The sequence below is a fragment of the Saprospiraceae bacterium genome, from assembly GCA_016713025.1.
In the GTDB taxonomy this organism is placed as follows: Bacteria; Bacteroidota; Bacteroidia; order Chitinophagales; family Saprospiraceae; genus OLB9.
Genome location: JADJPZ010000004.1, coordinates 1,368,899 through 1,391,616, shown reverse-complemented (window position 1 = coordinate 1,391,616; position 22,718 = coordinate 1,368,899). Strand labels below are relative to the sequence as shown.

The window sequence follows — 22,718 nt, the reverse complement described above, 5'->3', positions numbered from 1 at the left end:
TTATTTAATAGACAGTTGCAGTAAGTTGTGACATCAACTTTTATTTTTAGCAGACCAATAAATCCTTCTCCACTCCATAAGACCTGCAAGAGCCATACCGAGAAATAATATGTACATGAGTGTGAAGAGCATAAATCCCTTATAAAAATTGAGTGGAATGGCTACAATATTACTAAAAATCCAAGCGAGCCAGTTTTCGATTTTTCTGCTCGCCATCCACCACATTGCAGTCAATGCTGAAGCTGACACTAAAGAATCCAGGATTGGCGTATCAGAATTGGTAAATGTGCTTAATATCACATACAGTATGGACCACCCTATGATGCATCCTGCTATTCCTATCCGAAGCTCATTTTTGGTGCACCAGGATATGGCAAAGACATCATGATGAAACTGATCCTTTCTGGTCCAATTATACCAGCCATACACACTCATGGCAAAGTAGTAAATATTGAGCATCCCATCGGCAAACAAGGGTGGTGTAGCTATAAAAAAGTACACCCATGCTGCAAGCAACACACCAATGATGCCTGTAGGATACACCAGTATATTATTTTTTCTGGCATACCACACGCTGGCTACCTGGGTCAGTGTACTGATCCACTCTTGCCATCTGGTATGTTGAATGTCATTGAAAAATTGATGCCATATCTGGTCAGGTTGCATTATCATATATTTTAGAGAATATGGCTCGGACAATAAGAATAGAAACACACTCTGAGTAACTATATCTACTCTTTAGCTTCAAAATTAAAAGCCATTTGATCATTTCATCATGAACCATCTTCGATAACAAAGGTAACACATCAACACCATATATCATCCATATCTAAGCTTTTGCATTAAATAAGCTACTTTTCGGTAAGACCTTATCTATTTATTCTTTTTATCAGTTTTTCTAATTCTACTGCCCAAAAAACAATGCTTGAAAGCCTAAAACAAATAGCTAGTTCAGTGATGGACAGGGATTGAGTCCGAAAGATGTCCTGCAAATATGGTACATAAATTACAGCCAATTGTAATCCAAGAGTGAGCAAAACAGCTCCAACCAACTGTTTATTACTAAATACCCCTTGCTGAAACAGTGATTTCCAATCGCTGCGGATAGCCATCGCGTGTCCCATTTGGCTCAAACAAAGGACGGTAAAAACCATAGTTTGCCATTTGCCATTGCCTAAATGTGTTTCGTATGCCTGTAAACCAAGGCAAACGGCACCCATCAGGAGACCGACCCACAATATATGAATACCAATTCCCTTTGCAAAAATACTTTCATTTGTGGCACGCGGGGGCCTCTTCAAAATGTCGTCTTCTGCAGGTTCGGATGCAAAAGCCAGACCAGGCAATCCGTCTGTCACCAAATTTATCCACAATATATGGATGGGTATCAAAGGTATGGGCAATCCAGCCAGTGGTGCTAAAAAGATTGTCCAGATTTCGCCACCGTTGCTGGTTAGTGTGTATTTTATAAACTTACGAATATTGTCATAGATCCTACGTCCTTCCCTTACAGCTTTTATGATGGTCGCAAAATTGTCATCAAGCAATATCATGTGCGCTGCTTCTTTACTCACATCTGTTCCGGTGATTCCCATAGCTATGCCTATATTGGCCCTTTTCAATGCAGGAGCATCATTTACCCCATCGCCGGTCATAGCTACGAAATGATTTTTCTTTTGCAGCGTTTTTACGATTTGGAGTTTTTGTTCCGGAGAGACACGGGCATACACTTTGATATATTCCACTTCTTTTTCAAATTCCTCATCTGATAGCGCAGATAGCTCAGCACCTGTTACGGTCCTGTCAGTTTGCTTATGGATAATGCCTGTCTGAAGTGCGATAGCTTTTGCAGTGATCGGATGATCCCCTGTGATCATCACGGGTGTAATACCAGCAGTGTGACAATCGGCAATAGCTTGCCTGGCTTCTTCACGCGGTGGGTCTATCATTGCAGCCAAGCCTAAAAAAGTGAGACGTGTTTCGATAGATTCAATACAAATGTTTTGCGGCAATTCGTTAAGTTCCCGAAAGCCATAAGCCAAAACCCGCTTTCCTTGCTGCGCAAATTCTTCCACAGTTTTGTTAATCTCTTTTTCGTTTTGTTCGGAGCAACATTCCAGCAAGGATTCCACCGCCCCTTTGGTGATGGCAATCCATTTCCCGTCATGGGGAAAAATGGTAGTCATACGTTTTCTTTCCGAATCAAATGGCAACTCATGTGCTCGTTTAAACTTCTGGAATAAAGACTTATTGTAATGTTTATGGTTGCGAACGTACTCTACCAAAGCAATTTCTGTCGGGTCACCTGTTAATACATTAGTATCATTGATTGCGACATCGTGATTGAGTTCCATAGCCAGAAGCAGTAATTCTTCCGCTTGAAGACCTTTAATGGCAGTTGTTGATGCAGATTGCCATACATCTGTTACCGTCATTTTGTTTTGAGTAATCGTGCCTGTTTTATCAGAGCAAATAAAGGTGACTGATCCTAAAGTTTCTACAGCCGGCAGTTTTCTGATAAGGGCATTTTTACGAACCATACGATTTGCACCCAAGGCCAGGGCAATAGTTATTACTGCCGGCAATGCTTCCGGAATGGCAGCCACCGCTACCGAAATAGCCGTGAGAAGCATATGTATAGGGTCTTCGCCACGCAACAAACCTACACCGTACAACACCATACAAATAGCAATTACACCCAGTGATAATTTTTTACCAAAATCGGCAAGTCGTTTTTGGAGAGGAGTATGGCTTTCATCTTCCTGCAACAATTGGGCAATACGTCCTATTTCGGTTTTCATCCCGGTGGCAATCACGATGCCTTCTCCCCTCCCATAAGTAGCAATTGTGCTTTTGAACGCCATGTTGATTCGGTCACCAATGGGCAAATTCTCTTCGGTGAGTTCATATGAGCATTTTTCTACAGCATGCGATTCACCTGTCAGTGATGCTTCCTCAATTTTTAATGAATGAGTCTCCGTAAGCCGGATATCTGCCGGAACCAAATTACCCGCTTCCAGCAGAATAATATCGCCGGGAACAATCTCTGATGCCGCTATCTGCATGACATTGCCGCTTCTGCGCACAGTAGCATTGGAAGCCGACATTTTTTTTAACGCAGCCATGGCCTTTTCAGCCCTGTATTCTTGTATGAAACCAATAATTGCATTGAGCAACACTATAATTAATATGACTACAGCATCTTTAATATCACCTATAGCAATAGAAATCACCGCCGCGATCAGCAATATCAGAATCATCACATCTTTAAACTGATTCAGAAAAAGTCTCCACGCTGATTTTTTCTTTTTTTCGGCAAGTTCGTTTTTACCGTGTTCTCTCAGACGTTCTTCAGCATTTGAAAGACTTAAGCCATCAGGTTTTGTGCTGAAAAGTTGCTGGATTTCCGAAATAGGTAATAAATGGTGGTTCATAATTTCCAAAGTTGAAGGTTCAGGCTAATTATTGTATTGTTTAAGGCTATATTGAACTACGATTTTTATAGTAAAAGGAAATTAAAATACAAAAAATATTAAGTGTAATTCATTGAAAATACAGCTAAGCTGCACAGGTTGTGTCAATTAAATTTCTTGATTTTGCAATTAAATTTACTTTCATCAAAATTATATTTAAATTATCTTCTTATGTACAATACGGTCATTAAACCAAAATAAAGGAGCAGAATAATAAAAGTATCAAAACTCAATTTCCAAATTTTTTTGGTTGGCTTTGATAAAATTCCGAGACCTATCACAGCGGTCATGATTATGGCAACAATGACTGTTTCGAGATGAGCTTTATTAATATAAGAAAACAAAGAGCCTTCAGTGTAAAAGATATCATCTAATGCTAGTATGAACATATTGAAAATATTACTGCCCAGCAAATTTCCAACCAGTAAATCATAAGAAGCCATTCTTAAGGCTGCAAAAGAAACAACCATTTCAGGCAACGATGTAGAAGCTGCTAAAAAAAGAGTACCGAAAAATGTATTTCCAAGCCCGGTTTGTGATGCAATATTTTCACCGAAATAGGGCAGAAAAGCAGCGGCAATGATTACAAAAACAGCGTTTAGGATGTATTTTTTTAAAACTGATTGTAGTGCTTTTCTGTTTTCTGTTTTATTACTGTTCATGGATACAGGTGGACCGAGGGTCGTTTGTTCATTCAGGTATATCCCATACACTACAAAAAGATATATGATGATTATCAATACTGTAAAGGGACTTATCCATAATATGGTAGGAGTTATATCGCTTATTAAAATAGAAAGCCCGCTGATTGTTAAAAGAACAATACTCCCTAGTCCGGCAAATAAGTGGCTTGGTTTTATCAACGAGGTTAGAGGTTTTTTAATTCTTGTGTCAACAAATGAGAGGATTAACAAATTAAATATACAACTTCCAAATACAGCACTAGCCGCTAAATCGGGTTCTCCTATAATTACTACAGAACTTATACCTGTCAATAATTCAGGCAATGTTGTAACAGATGCTATTAGAATTAAACCAACCCAAACTTTACCCCATCCGGTTAGTTCAGCTATAGACTCGCCATACCTTGCCAGCTTAGTACCGCTGTATATAATTGCTACAGTACATACTATAAAACCAGTAACGGATAAATATATATTTAGCATTTATTTTTTTCTTAACACCAACATTGGCGTTTTTGCATTGTAAGAAAGGGAGACGGTTTTACTTGGCATAAACAAACGATCAAACCAATTTCGATTTTGCTTAGTGAAAAGCACCATTACAGACGGTTTGTTTTTTTCAATGTATGAATGCAGTGACGGAGCAAACAAATATTCAAAGTCCAGTTGTTTAAAATGGAATATCAGTTTATCAGATTGAAATTGGGCTGCTATTTTTTTTAGTTTACCCCTTTTAATAGGATCATAATACAAATCATCAAAGTGTAAAACTTCTATTTTTGCCTGTAAATTTAAATTTAGCTCCTGAACTATGTTTAATTCCGAATCCAGATTATCATAATCAGATGCATACAAAATGTTCACAATTGGTTTAGTTCTGTAAATTTTTGGAATTACAAATAGAGGTACAGGTGACTCTGCTATCATCTTTGAGACTCTGGTGCCAAAAAGTTTTTCTATTTTACCACCACCACGCGCACTCATACAAATAAAATCAGCTTTTACTTTATGGGCAAAACGAATTATTTGTTGTTCAACATCGGTTTCTACTTCACAAATACACTCATAAACAGGTGGGATAATATTTTTATTTTTAAGTATATTTCGAGTGAATTTGCTCAATAAATTTTGATTGCGTTCAACTTCAGTTTGACAATATTCAGCCCACTTTACCTGATTCCACATGGTGGGACTCGTGATTTCTATCACATTATAAAAAATTAATGTTGCCCCAGTCTGTGATGCCAGCTGTAAAGCAAAATGGATCGCCCCTTTTGAGTTTGCGGATAAGTCAGTTGTTACAAGTAGTTTGTTCATTTTATTATATTTAGTAAAAAAATGCTGAGTACATTCTGATCCAAATTTGGTGTTGATTTAGCACTAAGATCGATCATTATTACATAAAAAATAAATTTACACTGTTTTCATTTCAAAGGATGAAAGACATCAATCCGCTATTTTCGGAGTTTAGCTAAATATGTTATTTTTCGTTTTAAGGTTCCACCAAATTTAAATTTATAGTTGCAAATTATTTAATTTTTGAGATGAATTGTTGAACAAAGGTCATCGGTCGATATGATATTTGTCATCCTGGTGGTATTATATTTGGTAATATCAACAGGATGCAATTTACACATAGTAAAAAAATATCTTCTTTCTTAGATACTTCAGAAATAACCTTTCGGCTTCACTCCTTTTCACTCCACTCGAAATGAAGCGAAGATCAAACATAGCTTGACACCGTCTTCGAAATGCTACATGAAGCTGAATGCACTTACCTATACCAACCTTAACCTATAAATACTTTAAACAAGACAAAAAATTAAACTCCTCGCTTAAACTTAAACATGGGGTGTATTTCATTTTTTCGCTTCACATTAAAAATCATCATTTTATTATTTCGCGATTCAGGCAAGATGCCTGTCTATATGGCATCGTAGCTGGAAGCTACGACGAACAAACGAAACTTGAAAAGAAATCGAGCAAAGGGCGAAAAAATGAAATGCACCCAAAACATGAAAAGTCAAACAGTTGGGAATAATATATTATTCCCAGTTCAACATGTTGGACACTTTTGATTTTGGCTTGTCGGTCTCGACTTTTTTTTACACTGTAAAGACGTCATAGGCGCAGTTGTACCACTTGGATTTTGCAGGTATGGTTATGCGCCAGCATAGGCAACTATGCTTTATTAAATAGTATTTTTCTTATTCCGACATAAAGTTTGCAAACATATCTATCAAAACTCCTACAAACGCAATACTGACTCCAAATAGAAAGTAGTTCAGTGTTTTTTGATAATAAGCTTCTGCGTTTTCCTTTGGGTATTTCATTTGCAATACTCTGCTCAACACAAATATTAAACAAATAACACCTATCAAAATACAAATCCCAATAATATAGGCCAGTATTTCACTCAATCCACTTTCGGTTTTTACAAATGCTGAAGCAAAGTTGAGTATAAAACCCAGAATAATCCCTGTAGCAGTTACTAATGGTTGTCTGAAGGCTTGAATTTTATCTTCCATTTTTTTAAAAATTAACGCCGATGAATATACCATAACCTATTTCATTACTGCTGAAGTCATCCTCTTGCTCAAAATCAACATTGACACCAAAAACAAATTTCTTTTTATGTTGGAAGCCAATATTGACATATTGCTGACTTTCTACGCTCTCTCCAAAGCCATACCCTAAGTCTAATATTGCCAATCCGAAAATATCCCAATTTTGATTAATTGGCGATGAATATTCTATGATTGAATTTAATGAAGTACCGAATTGTTCATCTGCTATTCCATAATAAAGTGTCGGATAAAAGGCATAGCTCCATTTGTTGTTTTCCTTTGCATAGCTTAGACCAAGTTGTGGAAACAAATTATTGTTATTCAACCTGTTTTGCCCCTAATTAACTGAACACTCATTAAGGCCTACTAACAGAACAAGGTTTTGTAATTCAAAAAAGACTACATACCTTTGTGATGACGGACGACCGACGGTGACGTTTTGTACCGAAGGTAGATAGCTCAGGCCTGACTATCTTTTTTTGAGTCCGCGACTCAATGACGGACTCCCTCTGGTTCAGTATTACCCGATGGATTCCCCTCTTTATATTTCAGTGGAGATTGAAGTTTCAATCTATGCAATAGCCACTTCTGGTTATATTTGGCAACAAATGTATGAATATTTTGATGTATTTCGTCTATATTTTTAAATGTATTGATTAAGGTTAATTGTTCTTTGAGCGTTCTGTGGAATCTTTCAATAACCCCGTTGCTTTGTGGGCTTCTTACAAAGGCAGAACTTTTTAAAATGCTTAAAAATTCAATTCATCTTCAAAAGCTTTGGAATCAAATTGAGTGCCATGATCCACTCTGAGCTTTAGATTTGTACCTTTACACACATCTTTGGCCACATTGCCAAACTCGGCTCTTACAGCGTTTCTGAGAGCTTGCATCGCATCATTTGCATTGGATGTTGTGTTTACGTACCATCCTTTAATTTCGCTATTGAAATGATCCGAGATATCAAATAAGTAAATTTTTCCTATACAAGTATGAAATTCTTTGATGTCCATGCCCCAGATTTGATTGGGACAATCCGTGATGATCTTACCGTCGTGATGATACCTGAGTGGGTGTGATCTGTTTTTTTGATGACACAGAAGCTCATTTTCTGTCATGATCCTTCTTAGCCTTTCCTTACCCACATCGATGCCATATTCTTCTTTGAGCCTAACCTTGAGTTTCTTATAGCCTTCTAAATAAAAAATAGGCTCGGCTATATACTTCCTTAAGGCTTGAAGCACTTCAACGTCTGAGTACACAGATTTTGGCCCTGGCTTACATTTATCTGTCTTCAATGACCGCCTGTCATACCAAGCTCCTACGCTTAGGTCACTGACCTTAAGAGCCAATCTAATATTTGGTTTTGGTTCTGTATTGATTAGCATGGAAACTATTTTTCTTTTATCTGACGAATCAATACCATCTTTTTTTTATACAGGTCAAGCTCTATGGCTTGGCGACCAATGATCGCTTGGGCTTCACGCAGACGATGATCGTCCGAGCTCTTACGGAAACCTTCTTTACCTTTGCTGACAAAGATATCACGCCACTCACTCAATTGACTGGCAGATACATGATGGATTCTACAAAGTTCATCCAGTGACTCACCTCGCAATAATTGCAGTACCAATTCAGTCTTTTTATTGGTACTCATTCTTTCTTTTTTCTTGTTTTCCATAACACAAAATTAGTGATTTAAAAAAATTTAAACTTTTTTTGTGTTCGCATTTAATTGAGGGCAAGACAAACCCAAAACCTGTAGTCAATGCAAAATTGTTTTTCAAAGCATAATTGAAGTATTGATTGCTTTCAAATTTTATTTCGGATAATTTGTCATATTCGGATCCAACTTCAGTAATACCAAAGTAACTCCATTTACTATTGATATCTTTTTCGATCATATTGGTCAACCTATATGAATCATTAGTAAAGTTAGAAAGTACTTGGATGTCTTGACCATATCCAGAAATAGAAAATGCAGTGATTAATAAGGCTAAAAATTTGAATTTCATTATAATAAATTAAGGATTAAAAAATTTAAGGGTTTTTATAAAGCAATAATTTTATCAGCTTCTCTAAGCCCACTTAGATAAGCACCATGGGCGTTTGAGAAATAATCAATATGGGTATGCTCACCTGCAAAAAACAGTTTGTCATCGATTTCTTCTGCCAAATCATCAAAATGATGCATTTCGGTAGCTACAGCTGTATATGAATAAGCCCCATAAGCATTTGGATTAGAGTTCCATTTGGTACGTAGCATATTGTTAGGATTGGGCACACTATTGCCATAAATATCACGTAAATGAACCATGATTTCATTTATAACTTGCGCATCAGTCATGGTTTCCGTTTGCCTACCATAATCAGCATAAGCAAAGGTCATTAAAGCGTTTACTGTTGGGTGAAACTTTTTGACATTGACAAAATAATTAAACTTATCCTTTACGTCTGGTGTGTACCCAATAAATTGTTCGTCGTCCCAGAAAGCAGTATCCCACGTTAATAAAAACTTGTTGACGCAGTTCATGCCAATTTTTTGGATTGCTTCCTGCTTTTTAGTAGGCAAAGCAGGTTTGAATTCAATTACATTCTTTTTAAGAACTCCTAATGGCACAGTCACTACGACATAATCTGCTTCAGTTGTGGTGCCATTGTGCGTAATCTTTACTTTTTCTGCCGTATAGTCTATTTTACTCACTCTTTGATTGAGTCTTACATCTATTCCTTTTGCCAAATAGTTTGGAATATTGTCATAACCATTAGTAGAGATTCGTTCTTCACCACCAAACTCTTCGCCCTCATTATAAAAGAGAGAAGATGTTTTGTCTAAATCTCCTCTGTCAAAAGTCATAAATGTCGATAAAATAAATTTCCACAGTCTCGAGTTGTTAGCTGGATGTAAATTATTGAAAACAGTTTCGAAACTTTGATTTAAGTTACCACTTTTGGATAGTTGATCTAATATGGCATAATACTCATCTTCTGTTTTGGAATACAAATCATCGCTAATTACATTACCACCCAAATCATATATGATCAAGCTATCGTCATCTGTGAATGCAGTTTCCATACCTGCTGCTTTAGCAAGTGGAGTGATAGGGTTACCTTTTATACCGTGTATCCAACTGGCTCCTTCGTCAAAAGCTACACCCAAGCTTCTATTGGTTCGTAATCGCCCACCTACTTTATCTTGTGATTCTAAAACAATGACACTAAATCCTTCTTCTTTCAATTTTTTTGCTGCTGCAAGTCCCGAGATACCAGCCCCAACTATTATAACTGTTTTGCCATTGGGTTCTTTATTGTCTCCACTGCTATATGAGCTTGCTAACAATGTAGGAGAAAGTAGGACTACTGGTAATCCCGCTAATGTAGTCTTGATGAATTGTCTTCTTTGTTTCATAAATATTGATGTATAACTATATTATTATTATTAAAATTTTTAGACCTTAAAATGCATGTCAAACTGCAAAAGTATATATTTTGTTCTTTTAGATCTACACTTTTAGCACATTGAATCGTAGGTTACCTATAGAAAATATCAACATTCCAGATGGAATTCCTTCTAAGTTCACCTTATTAATTCCTTTGTAGATGTCTTGTTTTAAATGTAACTTGCCGTTGATATCTTTGATTTTGAGCAAGGCATCAGATGCTATGCCAACATTCACTTCTAATCCCGCAGGATTTGGAAAAATGTTTATTTCATTGTCTTCAATATAATTAACACTAGTAATGTTGGAAAAACTTATGTTGCCATCATAATCCACTTGCTTAACCCTGTAATAATTGATACCTAATTGCGGAGAACTGTGTTTGAACTCATAATGTTTGGTATCATTATTATTTCCATCGCCAGGTATCTCACCAATAGCTAAAAATCTTGCTCCATCAGAACTGTGTTCGATAATATATTGTTGATTATTGACCTGCGATGCTACAGACCACTCGATTAGGTTATAGTTATTAATATTTGTGGCTTTTACATCACTATGCCAAGTAACAGGCAAAGCTGTAGGAGTAGGACAAAGTTTAATTTTATCAGCCTCTCTTAAGCCGCTCAAATAAGCTCCGTGCGCAGTAGAAAAGTAATCTATATGAGTATGCTCACCTGCAAAAAACACTTGATTATTAACATGTGCAGCCAAGTCATCAAAATGGTGCATTTCGGTTTGTATCGCTGTATATGAATAAGCCCCAAAAGAATTTATATTGCTATTCCATTTGGTTCTTAGCATACTTGTAGGATTAGGAGTTGCACTTCCATATATGTCACGTAAATGAGCCATTATTTCACTAATAACAGCTGCATCGGTCATAGATTCAGTTTGTCTTGCATAGTCAGCATAAGCGAAAGTCATCAAAGCATTCACCGTAGGATGAAATTTTTTAACATTAACAAAGTAATTAAACTTATCCTTTTCGTTTGGAGTGTAAGCAATATACTGTTCATTATCCCAAAAAGCAGTATTCCATGTTAATACAAACTTATTGACGCAATTCATTCCTAATTTAGTAATCGCTGTTTGTTTGGCTGTCGGTAGCGATGGAACAAATTGAATACTATTATTTTTCAATACACCTAATGGTACAGTTACTAAAACATAATCGGCCTCAGTTACAGTACCATTATGAGTGACTTTTGTTTTTGCAGCTAAATAGTCAATTTTTGTCACTCTTTGGTTGAGTCTTACATCTAATCCTATAGCCAAGTAATTAGGTATGGTGTCATATCCATTGGTCGAAATTACTTCATTACCTCCAAACTCTAATCCCTCATCATAGATCAACGATGAAGTGTTATTTAAATCTCCTCTATCAAAAGTAAAATAAGTTGACAATAGAAACTTCCAAAGTCTGGTGTTATTAGCAGGATATAAAGTATTGAAAACTGTTTCAAAACTTTGCATCAAGTTTCCACTATTCATTAAAGTATCTAATATTGTATAATACTGTGCTTCCGTTTGAGCATATATCGTATCACTGATTTCAAGTCCGCCTAAATCATAGGCGATAAAGCTATTGTCATTTGTAATTGCTGTTGTCATGCCTGCCTGTTGGGCAAGTGCAGTTAATGGATTTCCCGTGGTTCCGTGTATCCAACTTGCACCTTCGTCAAAGGCAACGCCCAAACTTCTATTAGTACGTAATCGGCCACCAACTCTATCTTGAGCTTCCAAGACGATAACAGTAAATCCTTCATTTTTCAATTTTTTAGCTGCTGCCAGTCCTGAAATACCTGCCCCGATGACAATGACTGTTTTTCCATTAGGATTTTCGTTTATGGCATTTCCTAAACTTGGCAAAAATGATGGCGATAGAAATACTAAAGGCATTCCCGCCAAGGTATTTTTAACAAATTTTCTTCTTTCCAAATCTAATATGTTTAATGTTTTGCTATTTAAAAAGATTACCAAATATATAGTTTTCCATATTTGGTGGCAAAAGTAGTAATGAAATTGTAGATATAGGTCGAACCTTGTAAGTTGACACACCATTTCACAAGAACTACAAGTCTTAACTTATAAGTTTGGACAATTCTGGCACAAAAAAGTCAGAATTATCAATGGTTTTGTAAGTTTTGGTATTGTAAAGGAGTACAATTTGTGGATTTCTTAAAAGCACTATAAAAAGTGGATTTTGAGTTAAAACCTACTATTTCGCCAATTGATATTATAGAATAATTTTGAAATTCATCAGCCTTTAACAGACGTTTAGCCTCTTCGATGCGATAATGATTGACGTAATCATAAAAATTTTGTTTGAATACATCATTGATCACTTGCGAAACAGTATTAGGATGTTCTTCTACATGTTGAGCAAGATTAATAAGTCGTAGTTCAGGGTTCTGGTACATCTTATCATCTTCCATACATTTGATGATTTGTTTTGCAATGGCCTGCTTTCTATCTTCAGTTAAAATATTTTTATTATACTTTGTACCATCAATCGGCAAAGATTCTTTGGATTCTAAAGTTTTTTCATGTTGGATATTTTTATTATTTCGATGCACTAATACTTCATATCCGATGAGATAAATGATACATGTCGTTAAAAAAAACACACTGTAGGTCAACTCTTCCCAACCTATACCCATAAATCCCAAGATAATAATTGCGGTCTCAAAAAAATATAGCCCTATAAAAATAGGCAGTAAAACGCGAGCCAGTGGATAGCCTGTATTGATGTAATCATTTTTGATGTTTTCTTCATACTTCTTCAATAAAACATAAGCCGCTATTAAAAAAGGTAAGTTGGAAACAATTTCAAAAACCCATTCAAATAAGTATTCATGATTCAAAATCCCCAATTGTTGATGTTCTTTTAAGAGAGCCATTTTTTCTTCCGCATTCAAAGTATAAGTAGAAAAAAAATATGCAACACTCAGTAAAAAGGGGATAAATAACAAAATATCAGAACGCCGATATGAAGGTCCTGAGTTATAAACATTTCGAATAAATAAATAAAGCAACACGCCACAAAGTGTATTTGTAGGCAATGAAAGATAGATTAGGTGCGGAATATGTACGATTTGTTCAGATGCGTATAAATACTCCGATAAAAGTTGGAATGATGCCAAAAACACCATAATAATAAGGGGTAAATGCATTTTTCTGTCCTTATTTAATAATAAAAAGACGGACAATAAAAATCCCTGAGATGCACCTATAACATAGAAAATATTGCTCATTTATTACAAAAATAAATCAAAAGCAGTAATAAAAGTAAAAGTCAACGTAAAAAGTTCGCCACTAAAAGTATTTAGCCACCTGTTTTTATCTGTTAAAAACTATATTGAAGTAATACGATTAGATTTTGCAATGAAATAGACATGAACAGCCTTTCGTTCCAAAATATGGGCCATTAGTGGAAATGCTGAAGCACAGATTAAAATGTTCTTTACATTTGTGGCTAAATATCTTATTATGAAATTAATATTTTTAAGGTGGATGATAATACTATCACCATTGTTGGTCCAATGCCAAGGCAAACAGGCGGAAATACTGTATACCATGCCAGAAGAGTCAGAGCTACATGAAGCCACTTGGTTACAATGGCCACACGAGCATCAATATGGAAGAGATTATCGTGACAATCTGGATCAGACTTGGGTAGATATGACCAAGGCCCTTGCTACAAGTGAGATGGTACATATTATAGCATATGATGATGCAGCTCAAGAAAGGATTGAAATGATGCTCGAAGAGGCAGGAGTCAAAATGGAGAAAGTTGATTTTTTCATTTTTAAAACGGACGATGTGTGGGTACGAGACAATGGCCCCATTTATGCTCGGGACAAATCTGGCCAAATTGTAGTTCAGGATTGGGGATTTAATGGCTGGGGCGAAAAAGCAAAGAGACACTATTGTGATAAGATACCCGAGCAAATAGCAAATGAGCAAGGCAAAAAATGGATAGATATCAACAAAATCATGATCAATGAAGGGGGCAGCGTGGTGATCGATGGCAAAGGAAGTTTTATGGCTTGCAGAAGTTCTATCTTGAACATCAACAGGAACAATATGGATCAGGAGGAAGCCGAAGAGATTTTTACAAAGTATCTCGGTGTGACTAATTTTATATGGCTTGATGGTGTCCCTGGTCTGGAGATCACAGACATGCATATCGATGGTTTTGCAAGATTTGGCAATCATGAGACCATTGTCACTATGAGCAAAGAAGATTTGCAAGAGTGGAGCGTGCCTGATGAAGATATTGAGATCCTGTATCAAGCCAAAAATAAAGAAGGTAAAAAATATAAGCACTTAATCCTACCACTGACATCAGCTGAAGTCGTAAAACCATCAGGTGAAGTATTGGATTACAAAGGTTCGTATATCAATTACTATATAGCCAATACGGTCGTGCTGGTACCTAATTACAATGACAAAGATGATCAAATAGCCAATAAAATCATACAAAGTCTGTATCCTACTCGCAAAGTGATAGGCATCGATGTCAGAAATCTTTATGCCAATGGCGGCATGATCCACTGTGTGACGCAACAACAACCGAAATAAATATTATCAATTTTTTACAATTAACATTTTTTTAATTTTAAATACAAACAATGAAAATATTAAACATTTCTGCCTTGCTTTTATTGACGGCACTTATTATTTCATGCGGTGATGAAGGTGAAGACACAACCGATCCTAACCCTAATCCAAACCCAACAGAAATATTATATACAATGCCGGAAGAAAGTGATCCACATGAAGGTACATGGTTACAGTGGCCACACCAATATCAGTATGGCATAGAATTTCGAGATGGCCTTGATGATACATGGATAGCGATGACCCGCGAATTGGTGAGTAGTGAAAAGGTGCACCTTGTAGCTTATGACGAAACCGAAAAAGCAAGAATCATAGACCTATTGAATAATGCTGGTGTCTCCCTTAGCAATATCGACTTCAGAGTATATCCTACAGATGATGTTTGGGCAAGAGACAATGGCCCTATCTATGCTCGGGACAAAACTGGCAACATGGTGATCCAGGATTGGGGCTTCAATGGTTGGGGCAATAAAACTAAATTTAATAATTGTAACGCTGTGCCAACAAAGGTTGCAAAAGATCAAGGTAAAACATTGGTAGATTTGAATACTACTATGATCAATGAAGGTGGTAGTGTGGAGATAGATGGTCATGGTTCTTTCATGGCATGCAAAAGTTCAATTTTGAATGACAATCGAAATCCAGGAATGACTCAAGCTAAAGCTGAAGAAATATTTACTAAATATCTTGGTGTGACAAACTTCATATGGCTCGATGGCGTCGCAGGTCTGGAGATCACAGATATGCATATCGATGGTTTTGCACGATTTGGCAACGCTACTACCATTGTCACGATGAGCGAAAGTGATTTGTTAGAGTGGTCGGTCCCACAAAAAGACATTGACAAACTTTACGCAGCTAAGAACAAAGATAAAGTTGCTTTTAAATTTGTAAAACTACCACTCACAAAAAACAATGTTGTAACTACAAAGGGCAAAAATTTGGGATACAAAGGTTCATATGTAAACTACTATATTGCCAACACTAAAGTTTTGGTACCCAACTATAATGATGCCAATGACGCTGCCGCCAATGCGCTGATTCAAGCGCTTTACCCACAAAGAAAAGTCGTAGGCATCGATGTCCGCAACCTTTATGAAAGTGGTGGAATGATCCACTGTGTGACGCAGCAACAACCAAAGTAAGTAGAATCTATTGACTATAAAGTATTGAAGATCCATACATTTGGATCTTCAATACTTTTATACTCTAAAAGAACTTTCTTATGCTCCGAGCACCACACCTGATCGTCGCAGTTTGCAACTGCGATGCTGTATTTCAAGTATTTTTAATGCGTTATTTACTAATTTCTAAAAAACTGCTATCTATATTTATAGTCATTCTACTATTGAATTATAAAATTCTTAAATAAAAGGAACGAAGTTACAAACTTCGACCATCGTCTCCGAGTTTGGTGGTGTTAGTGCAATTCGGGTCGCATACATCGGCGATCAGGTCTCGATCATTGTCAGTAACTACAAAATTTCTGCTTCAAATTCAGAAGTAGTTAATATTTGTGCTGACATAAATGGGTTGTGTTCTAATAAATCATTATCTCCTGTAATCAAGTAGTCTGCTTTTGAACAATCTATTAAGTCTAATAAAAAATTATCTTTAGGGTCTCTGTTAATAAAGTGAGTTGGTTTTATTTCAACTTTTTTACCAATAATATCCAATAATTGTAATAATTCATTTACATCTTCTTCTTGAAAATACTTTTTTAATTTTTCTCTGCAGGTGACCAACCTGATTTCTGTAATTAATTGTTCACAAGTTATGATTTGGATACGGCCATCTACAATATATTGTTTTATATTGGATAGTCTTTTACCTATTAAAAAACTTATCCAAACATTAGTATCGAATATAACTTTAACTTTTTTCTCTGTCATAAATTTCTTTTCTTACAAGTTCAACTTCTTCATTTATTGTTTCTATGGACAAATCATTTGTCCTAAATGATCGAAGGAGTCTTGAGAGTTTATCTCCAATAACTTCTTTTTCCAATTCTTTGGTTAATTGTACTTGCTGCTCTTTGGGAAGCTGCTTGACCACAGATAGTACTTGCTCAAATGTCAAATCTATTTGGACTGCTGTTTTCATCTTTTAAATGAATTTTATATTTAATAATAAACCCTAATAAAGCGCTAAATTGTAAAATCACCACATAATCAAAAATGCGTAACAAACTTTCTAACGTTAAAATTTGAATTTAAGTTCAAACACCAAACCAAAAGCGATTATCGGATCGTGGACCATCGTTCTTATTTCGATCGTCCCGTGCTGGCGCAAGTTTGTAACTTGTGCCCCTTACCCTGATCGTCTCAGTTTGCAACTGCGATGCTGTATTTCAAGCATTTTTAATGCGTGTTATCTACTAATTACTAAAAAACAGCTGTGTATATTGATCATTTTGCTATTGAATTTAAACCTGCCATCATCATCAGTGATCTTTGATAATCTGATGAACTTTATTGATACTTTTTCCGTTGTTTGCTTAGATAATAATAAATTATTTTATTAAAGGCCAAAACAAATGGATACTATTCATATCAAAGCTCATACCACTGATAATTCACAGATTGATGCTATAAAGGCATTTGTGAAATCTCTTAAAATAAAATTTGAGCTAGCAAAAGAAGATCAAAGTCCTTATAACCCAGAATTTATAAAAAAGATTAAACAAAGTGATGAAGAATTTACTTCTGGTAGGGGAATAAAAATGTCAGTTGAAGAATTCAAAGAATTATGCAAATAGAACTAAGTTCTGAAGCTAAATCTCATTTACAATATTGGCGAAAAACAGGTAACAAAGCAGTTTTGAATAAAATTTCTAAATTAACTGACGCTATTTTAAAAGATCCTTATAGTGGAATTGAAAAGCCTGAAGCACTAAAATATGAGCTTGCGCCAAAATGGTCCAGAAGAATAACATCTGAACACAGGTATGTTTACTTATTCGAAAATGATACACTTTTCATTTACTCACTTAAAGGACATTATGAATTATAAGACTGCATATCAAATACGATTGCCGCAGTTTCTAACTAGGGCCTGCTTGCATTAATCTAAATATATGATAATCATAGTTTTATATGCAATTTCGAATAAATAAGTGCAAAGGTTTTTAATCATTTCATTCAAAACTCATGCTTCTAGATCAAGTTGATCGTCGCCTCATGCCGGCTCGGCAAATACTTTTTGCATTGCCAAAAAAGTATTCAAAAACGCTAGTTCAAAAAAAGGCAATTGCGGAGCACCGTTCATTCTCGCTGCAAAATGCTTTTTCTGTTGCCACTTTTATTCAATTTCTTGGTTTTTGTGCTTGTTTGGCAACAGACGCACTTTTGCTGCTTCATTCTCTATTGCTGTTTTTTGAACGGAACGTCTTCGAAATATATGTATCCAAAATCAATGGATGACTTTTTCAGCAGTTTCTAACTACGATGCCGTATTTCCAGCATCCCACTGACGCTGGTCGCGTTCATTAATTGCGTTATCCTCTAAATTCTAAAATGCGGATGTGTATATTGATCATTCTGCTATTGAATTTAAATCAGTCAGCCATTAGACTGATTCATAAATAATAGGATCGCAGTTACATTTATCTGCCCAGAATCGGGCAGACCTGTCAGGGGTTTTGCGGTAGAGATTCAACTGTAAGTTCTCCTTTTTTACTTATCAAAACCCCAACTTTCTTACCTTGATAAAGTCTAAAAATACTTCTTTTTGGCCTTTGCTTAGGGGTAGTTTAAATTTTCCTACAGTCACAATATTACCTTCTATATTATCCACATTATCGATATTGATAATGTGCGATCGGTGTATCCGTACAAATTGGTTTTTGGGCAAAGCATCTTCTAGCTGATTCATGGACATCAGTGTGACGATACGCTCCTTTTGGGTATGTATGCGTACATATTTCTGGAGTGCTTCGATATATTGTATATCATCAAATACTATTTTGACAGTCTTATAATCTGATTTTACAAAAAAGTAATTGCCTTTACTTTCTGACCGAGTGTCCACATTTTCTGTAGTAAGCTTTAAGGATGTATCGAGTGCTGCCTGGCTTGTTTTGCCGATCCACTCCATACATTTATTGGTAGCTTTAAAAAAACGTTCAAATTCTATGGGTTTGAGAAGATAATCAATGACATCAAGCTCGTACCCATTTATGGCATATTCAGAGTACGCAGTTGTCAACACCGTAGCAGGTTTATTGGAGAGCATCTTGAGCAATTCTAAACCTGATAAATTGGGCATTTGTATGTCAATGTACAAGATATCCGGCTTCTTCTCCTGAATAGCAAGTTTGGCTTCTATGGCGTTTTGACATACCGCGACAACATCGAGATAAGGAATTTTATCTGCATAAGACTGTAATATTTGTCTGGCAAGCGGCTCGTCATCTACGATAATGCAAGTGTACTTAATCATACGCCTGATAGTTTTATTTGAAGGGTCATGGTGTAAATATTGTCTACTGCCTGTGTATGTATTTTGTGGATGTTGGGATATCTTAGCTCCATTTGTCTCTGAACATTAGATAAGCCTAGGCCGCCTTTGGGAGATATTTCTTTCGAAATGTTATTTTCTGTTGTAAAGTCAAATGTTCCATCTTCGCTGACTTCAGCACTTATCTTGATCCATGCATCTTTATCTTGATGAAAATTGCTGTGCTTGAATGTGTTTTCAATAAAATCAATCAATAGACTCGGTGTTATGGACCATGGGCTGAGGTTGCCTTCTTTATAAAAGTCAATGTTTTGTGACATCGGCTGACGATACATGTGCAGGTCAATGTAGGTTTGTAGGATATTGAGTTCTTTATCCAACGAAACTTTTCCTTCTTTTGTGTCATAGATAATGTAGCGCATGATATTAGAAATTTTGGCTATCATTGGTGCAGTATTGTCATGCTTTTGGAGAGCAAGTGCATACACATTATTTAGACTATTGAATATAAAGTGTGGACTTATCTGACTACGTAAAAAATCCAGTTCAAACTCTAGTTTTTCAGTCTTCATTTTCAATTTGTTTTCACGCTCAATAGACCATTGCTTGAAATACCAATAGAGTGTAGAGATCATGAGAAAAAGAGAAGTATTGAGTATCATTGAAAATACATTTCTGCTTCCTGAAAAACTGTAAAATATAGTTTCAAGCCCGGATAATTTTACAACAAAAACATAAAGTAAAATTGAACAAACGATGCAAATTATATAAAGCGTAATTTTCTTCCTTTGTAAAAAATAAGGTATCAGTATTTTCAAATTTAGATATACGATAATAGCGTAAGTAGATATTTCCAGCAAAGCATTTCTTATACCTATCCACCAATTGCCATCCACAAAATGATAATCAAATATAAAAAGTAACATAAACACCCAAAAAGCAAGATGCTCTAAGTATGGTTTCTGAAAATTTTTTTGATTTGACATTAATGAGAATTTTGTGTCACAAAGATAGTCAGAAACCGAGATTTTCAGCCATCTATTCACCAATGCATACATTTATGGAACGAAATACACTTTTTATAGTACGAATAGATATTTTGTCTTAAAAGCACCATTCATACCGTAAATTGATGCATCCGGTACATATATAAATCCAACGATTACTAAGATTTTTTTGCTATTCCATGTGCCCATACTTTTGTAGCGTAATTAGTTTTTATTTATCACTACAATAATTTTAAAATGAAAGGTTTTCGATTTTTTGCTTCAGCATTTTTATGCACAGTTACTATCCTATTTTCATCATGCAGTAAAGAAGAAACCATGCAATCTTCAGATCAAGCAGTCAACACAGAGTTAAGGTCGTCAACATACTACATGCCTGACGAAACACAACCACACGAAGGCACTTGGTTGCAGTGGCCACATCACTATCAGTATGGCACCACCTACAGAAACAGGCTCGATCCTACATGGGTAGCGATGACAAAACAGCTGGTACAGTGCGAAAAAGTGCACATCATCGCTTACAACAATACTGAAAAAAATAGAATCACCGGTTTGCTAAATGCTGCAAGCGTACCCTTAACAAATGTAGATTTCAGGATATTCAAAACCAATGATGTCTGGGTTAGAGACAATGGCCCTATTTATGTTGAAAACAGCAGCAATCAATTGGTTATTCTAGATTGGGGCTTCAATGGCTGGGGCAACAAAGCTCCGTTTTCATTATGTAATCCTATACCTAAATCTATTGGTACTGCCACAGGAAAATCAGTGGTAAATCTGAATAGTACAATGAAGGTCGAAGGTGGTGGATTTGAGATAGATGGCAATGGTACTTTTATGGCGACTAAGAGTTCAATCTTGAATAGCAATCGCAATAAAGGCATGACACAAGCACAGGCAGAAGGTATTTTTACTCAATATCTTGGTGTGACAAACTTTATATGGCTCGATGGTGTCCCTGGTTTGGAAGTCACAGATATGCATATCGATGGTTTTGCAAGATTTGGGGACGAAAATACCATCGTCACCATGAACGCAACAAATCTAAATTACTGGGAGGTACCACAGTCTGACATCACTAAACTCTATGCTGCAAAAGATGCCAACGGTCAAGCATACGATTTCGTGCATCTTCCATTGACTCAAAATAATGTAAAAACAGCTTATGGCAAAAACCTAGGGTATAAAGGTTCGTATGTCAATTTTTATGTAGCTAATACAAAGGTTTTAGTACCATTTTATAATGATCCCAACGATCAGGTTGCCAAAAATATCTTGCAGTCGCTTTACCCAACAAAAACGGTCGTTGGTATTGATGTCCGTAACTTATACGAAAACGGTGGAATGATCCATTGTGTGACGCAGCAGCAACCATTGTAGGTTATTTTATTTTGTCAGAAAATTTAATCAGCGAAAACATGATAAAAAAAATTCTGTTTTCGCTGATTATTTTAGCCAGCGTTATATTTTTGGTCGTACCGTGTCAATCTACACTTGAACTTTCGGTACGTGTCTGTCCCGATCAGGACATTTTTTTTAAAAAATCGTCTTGACCAGCTACATTCAGTATTAGCTGCGAGCCAAACTGAATCATACGACCCAAAATCGTAATAGAAATCACGATTTAATGAAAGGAACCAATCAAACCTTTGATTGGATTGGGTATTATATTCGGTATTATCAGCAAGATGCAATGCATTCATAGTAGAAAAAATATACTCTTTCTTCGAAAGCAGACGCAACCTAAACTTGAAAAATATTAAATTGCTCGATTAAGCTCAAACATGAAAAGGTAAACCGGCGTTAGGTATTCAGTCTCAGATAATTTCCAGCTTGTACACATCAGGCAATTCTTCATTGCTACCAAAATTGACTTCAAGGTCCTTGACCAATCCATTGCGGATATCATACACCCAACCATGAATCCAAAGATCCTGTCCCTTATTCCATGCTCCCTGAACTATGGATGTTTTGGCAAGATCCATAACCTGTTCTACTACATTGAGCTCAACAAAACGGTCAAATTTTGCCTTTTCATCTTCTATAGCATCCAGCTCCCGATAATGAAATCTGTACACATCTTTAATATGTCTTATCCAGTTATCGATGATACCAATATTCGAATTGCCCATAGCAGCTTTTACGCCGCCACAGCCATAATGACCGCATACGATAATATGTCTTACCTTCAAAACATTAACAGCATAATCCAATACACTGAGTAAATTCATATCCGTGTGGACCACCATATTGGCGATATTGCGATGGACAAAAACATCACCCGCCTCTGTTCCTGTGATCTCATTGGCTGGTACACGACTATCAGAACACCCGATCCAAAGGAATTTAGGAGACTGACTTTCACTTTGTCTCAAGAAATAATCAGGGTCAGAAGCTATTCGCTTTGCTACCCAATTCTTATTTTTTTCTAATAAACTTTGATATAATTGACTCATTTTGTTTT

Annotated in this window: 23 protein-coding genes; 6 read left to right on the top strand and 17 right to left on the bottom strand. The window is 36.0% G+C overall.

Annotation, left to right across the window (positions count from 1 at the left end; genetic code table 11):
* Positions 1-33 precede the first annotated feature (33 nt).
* The 12 genes from IPK35_12325 to IPK35_12270 form a co-directional block, all read right to left on the bottom strand.
* Complete coding sequence (locus IPK35_12325) at positions 34-666, bottom strand: nicotinamide mononucleotide transporter (protein MBK8054024.1); 633 nt, start codon at positions 664-666, stop codon at positions 34-36.
* 203 nt (positions 667-869) lie between these two features.
* The gene (locus tag IPK35_12320) at positions 870-3,434 is read right to left on the bottom strand and encodes a cation-translocating P-type ATPase (GenBank protein ID MBK8054023.1); all 2,565 of its coding nucleotides are present in this window, start codon (positions 3,432-3,434) and stop codon (positions 870-872) included.
* A 200-nt stretch (positions 3,435-3,634) separates the two neighbouring features.
* Positions 3,635-4,639, bottom strand: a complete 1,005-nt coding sequence (locus IPK35_12315) for a sodium:calcium antiporter (GenBank protein ID MBK8054022.1) — start codon at positions 4,637-4,639, stop codon at positions 3,635-3,637.
* Positions 4,640-5,473, bottom strand: coding sequence for a universal stress protein (locus IPK35_12310; protein MBK8054021.1), 834 nt, complete (start codon positions 5,471-5,473; stop codon positions 4,640-4,642).
* A gap of 890 nt (positions 5,474-6,363) precedes the next feature.
* Positions 6,364-6,684: a hypothetical protein gene (locus tag IPK35_12305; GenBank protein ID MBK8054020.1), complete on the bottom strand. Its 321-nt coding sequence runs from the start codon at positions 6,682-6,684 to the stop codon at positions 6,364-6,366.
* Between the two features lie 4 nt (positions 6,685-6,688).
* A complete protein-coding gene (locus IPK35_12300; GenBank protein MBK8054019.1) occupies positions 6,689-7,048 on the bottom strand; it encodes a hypothetical protein in 360 nt (119 codons plus the stop codon).
* Positions 7,049-7,215: 167 nt separating this feature from the next.
* Positions 7,216-7,485 carry a transposase gene (locus IPK35_12295; protein MBK8054018.1) on the bottom strand — a complete coding sequence of 90 codons (270 nt, stop codon included), beginning with the start codon at positions 7,483-7,485 and terminating at the stop codon, positions 7,216-7,218.
* Positions 7,473-8,108 (bottom strand): DDE-type integrase/transposase/recombinase, encoded by a 636-nt coding sequence (locus tag IPK35_12290; protein MBK8054017.1) that lies wholly within the window; start codon positions 8,106-8,108, stop codon positions 7,473-7,475. The genes IPK35_12295 and IPK35_12290 overlap by 13 nt, the downstream gene beginning before the upstream one ends.
* 5 nt (positions 8,109-8,113) lie before the next feature.
* Positions 8,114-8,401, bottom strand: a complete 288-nt coding sequence (locus IPK35_12285) for a helix-turn-helix domain-containing protein (GenBank protein MBK8054016.1) — start codon at positions 8,399-8,401, stop codon at positions 8,114-8,116.
* Positions 8,402-8,770: 369 nt separating this feature from the next.
* Entirely contained in the window at positions 8,771-10,129 is a 1,359-nt protein-coding gene (locus tag IPK35_12280; GenBank protein ID MBK8054015.1) for an FAD-dependent oxidoreductase, read from the bottom strand.
* Between the two features lie 94 nt (positions 10,130-10,223).
* The gene (locus tag IPK35_12275; protein ID MBK8054014.1) at positions 10,224-12,101 is read right to left on the bottom strand and encodes an FAD-dependent oxidoreductase; all 1,878 of its coding nucleotides are present in this window, start codon (positions 12,099-12,101) and stop codon (positions 10,224-10,226) included.
* A gap of 188 nt (positions 12,102-12,289) precedes the next feature.
* Positions 12,290-13,417 (bottom strand): helix-turn-helix transcriptional regulator, encoded by a 1,128-nt coding sequence (locus IPK35_12270; protein MBK8054013.1) that lies wholly within the window; start codon positions 13,415-13,417, stop codon positions 12,290-12,292.
* 235 nt (positions 13,418-13,652) lie between these two features.
* Between IPK35_12270 and IPK35_12265 the strand changes: the two genes are divergently transcribed.
* Together IPK35_12265 and IPK35_12260 are read left to right on the top strand one after the other, a co-directional pair.
* Positions 13,653-14,747 carry an agmatine deiminase family protein gene (locus IPK35_12265; GenBank protein ID MBK8054012.1) on the top strand — a complete coding sequence of 365 codons (1,095 nt, stop codon included), beginning with the start codon at positions 13,653-13,655 and terminating at the stop codon, positions 14,745-14,747.
* A 50-nt stretch (positions 14,748-14,797) separates the two neighbouring features.
* On the top strand, positions 14,798-15,931 hold the full coding sequence (locus IPK35_12260; GenBank protein MBK8054011.1) for an agmatine deiminase family protein: 1,134 nt from the start codon (positions 14,798-14,800) through the stop codon (positions 15,929-15,931).
* Between the two features lie 330 nt (positions 15,932-16,261).
* On the opposite strand, the gene IPK35_12255 is transcribed toward IPK35_12260, so the two are convergent.
* Together IPK35_12255 and IPK35_12250 are read right to left on the bottom strand one after the other, a co-directional pair.
* Complete coding sequence (locus tag IPK35_12255) at positions 16,262-16,678, bottom strand: putative toxin-antitoxin system toxin component, PIN family (GenBank protein MBK8054010.1); 417 nt, start codon at positions 16,676-16,678, stop codon at positions 16,262-16,264.
* Entirely contained in the window at positions 16,659-16,889 is a 231-nt protein-coding gene (locus IPK35_12250; GenBank protein ID MBK8054009.1) for a hypothetical protein, read from the bottom strand. Before IPK35_12250 ends, IPK35_12255 begins: the two co-directional genes overlap by 20 nt.
* A gap of 433 nt (positions 16,890-17,322) precedes the next feature.
* Between IPK35_12250 and IPK35_12245 the strand changes: the two genes are divergently transcribed.
* From IPK35_12245 to IPK35_12235, 3 genes are all read left to right on the top strand, one after another.
* Complete coding sequence (locus IPK35_12245; GenBank protein MBK8054008.1) at positions 17,323-17,544, top strand: hypothetical protein; 222 nt, start codon at positions 17,323-17,325, stop codon at positions 17,542-17,544.
* Positions 17,535-17,798, top strand: a complete 264-nt coding sequence (locus tag IPK35_12240; protein ID MBK8054007.1) for a Txe/YoeB family addiction module toxin — start codon at positions 17,535-17,537, stop codon at positions 17,796-17,798. The genes IPK35_12245 and IPK35_12240 overlap by 10 nt, the downstream gene beginning before the upstream one ends.
* Positions 17,799-17,935: 137 nt before the next feature.
* Positions 17,936-18,208 (top strand): hypothetical protein, encoded by a 273-nt coding sequence (locus IPK35_12235; GenBank protein ID MBK8054006.1) that lies wholly within the window; start codon positions 17,936-17,938, stop codon positions 18,206-18,208.
* 259 nt (positions 18,209-18,467) lie between these two features.
* On the opposite strand, the gene IPK35_12230 is transcribed toward IPK35_12235, so the two are convergent.
* Both IPK35_12230 and IPK35_12225 read right to left on the bottom strand, forming a co-directional pair.
* Positions 18,468-19,226, bottom strand: coding sequence for a LytTR family transcriptional regulator DNA-binding domain-containing protein (locus tag IPK35_12230; protein ID MBK8054005.1), 759 nt, complete (start codon positions 19,224-19,226; stop codon positions 18,468-18,470).
* Positions 19,223-20,230: a sensor histidine kinase gene (locus IPK35_12225; GenBank protein ID MBK8054004.1), complete on the bottom strand. Its 1,008-nt coding sequence runs from the start codon at positions 20,228-20,230 to the stop codon at positions 19,223-19,225. Before IPK35_12225 ends, IPK35_12230 begins: the two co-directional genes overlap by 4 nt.
* A gap of 339 nt (positions 20,231-20,569) precedes the next feature.
* Here IPK35_12225 and IPK35_12220 point away from each other — a divergent pair, with 339 nt between their 5' ends.
* Positions 20,570-21,634, top strand: a complete 1,065-nt coding sequence (locus IPK35_12220) for an agmatine deiminase family protein (GenBank protein MBK8054003.1) — start codon at positions 20,570-20,572, stop codon at positions 21,632-21,634.
* 437 nt (positions 21,635-22,071) lie between these two features.
* On the opposite strand, the gene can is transcribed toward IPK35_12220, so the two are convergent.
* Positions 22,072-22,710 carry a carbonate dehydratase gene (gene can, locus IPK35_12215; protein ID MBK8054002.1) on the bottom strand — a complete coding sequence of 213 codons (639 nt, stop codon included), beginning with the start codon at positions 22,708-22,710 and terminating at the stop codon, positions 22,072-22,074.
* Between the last annotated feature and the right edge of the window lie 8 nt (positions 22,711-22,718).

Excerpts from the sequence above, each read along its gene's own strand:
- IPK35_12325 (MBK8054024.1), bottom strand. The coding sequence starts at position 666 with ATGCAACCTGACCAGATATGGCATCAATTTTTCAATGACATTCAACAT.
- IPK35_12320 (MBK8054023.1), bottom strand. The coding sequence starts at position 3,434 with ATGAACCACCATTTATTACCTATTTCGGAAATCCAGCAACTTTTCAGC.
- IPK35_12315 (MBK8054022.1), bottom strand. The coding sequence starts at position 4,639 with ATGCTAAATATATATTTATCCGTTACTGGTTTTATAGTATGTACTGTA.
- IPK35_12310 (MBK8054021.1), bottom strand. The coding sequence starts at position 5,473 with ATGAACAAACTACTTGTAACAACTGACTTATCCGCAAACTCAAAAGGG.
- IPK35_12305 (MBK8054020.1), bottom strand. The coding sequence starts at position 6,684 with ATGGAAGATAAAATTCAAGCCTTCAGACAACCATTAGTAACTGCTACA.
- IPK35_12290 (MBK8054017.1), bottom strand. The coding sequence starts at position 8,108 with ATGCTAATCAATACAGAACCAAAACCAAATATTAGATTGGCTCTTAAG.
- IPK35_12285 (MBK8054016.1), bottom strand. The coding sequence starts at position 8,401 with ATGGAAAACAAGAAAAAAGAAAGAATGAGTACCAATAAAAAGACTGAA.
- IPK35_12280 (MBK8054015.1), bottom strand. The coding sequence starts at position 10,129 with ATGAAACAAAGAAGACAATTCATCAAGACTACATTAGCGGGATTACCA.
- IPK35_12270 (MBK8054013.1), bottom strand. The coding sequence starts at position 13,417 with ATGAGCAATATTTTCTATGTTATAGGTGCATCTCAGGGATTTTTATTG.
- IPK35_12265 (MBK8054012.1), top strand. The coding sequence starts at position 13,653 with ATGAAATTAATATTTTTAAGGTGGATGATAATACTATCACCATTGTTG.
- IPK35_12260 (MBK8054011.1), top strand. The coding sequence starts at position 14,798 with ATGAAAATATTAAACATTTCTGCCTTGCTTTTATTGACGGCACTTATT.
- IPK35_12255 (MBK8054010.1), bottom strand. The coding sequence starts at position 16,678 with ATGACAGAGAAAAAAGTTAAAGTTATATTCGATACTAATGTTTGGATA.
- IPK35_12250 (MBK8054009.1), bottom strand. The coding sequence starts at position 16,889 with ATGAAAACAGCAGTCCAAATAGATTTGACATTTGAGCAAGTACTATCT.
- IPK35_12245 (MBK8054008.1), top strand. The coding sequence starts at position 17,323 with ATGGATACTATTCATATCAAAGCTCATACCACTGATAATTCACAGATT.
- IPK35_12240 (MBK8054007.1), top strand. The coding sequence starts at position 17,535 with ATGCAAATAGAACTAAGTTCTGAAGCTAAATCTCATTTACAATATTGG.
- IPK35_12235 (MBK8054006.1), top strand. The coding sequence starts at position 17,936 with ATGCTTCTAGATCAAGTTGATCGTCGCCTCATGCCGGCTCGGCAAATA.
- IPK35_12230 (MBK8054005.1), bottom strand. The coding sequence starts at position 19,226 with ATGATTAAGTACACTTGCATTATCGTAGATGACGAGCCGCTTGCCAGA.
- IPK35_12225 (MBK8054004.1), bottom strand. The coding sequence starts at position 20,230 with ATGTCAAATCAAAAAAATTTTCAGAAACCATACTTAGAGCATCTTGCT.
- IPK35_12220 (MBK8054003.1), top strand. The coding sequence starts at position 20,570 with ATGCAATCTTCAGATCAAGCAGTCAACACAGAGTTAAGGTCGTCAACA.
- can (MBK8054002.1), bottom strand. The coding sequence starts at position 22,710 with ATGAGTCAATTATATCAAAGTTTATTAGAAAAAAATAAGAATTGGGTA.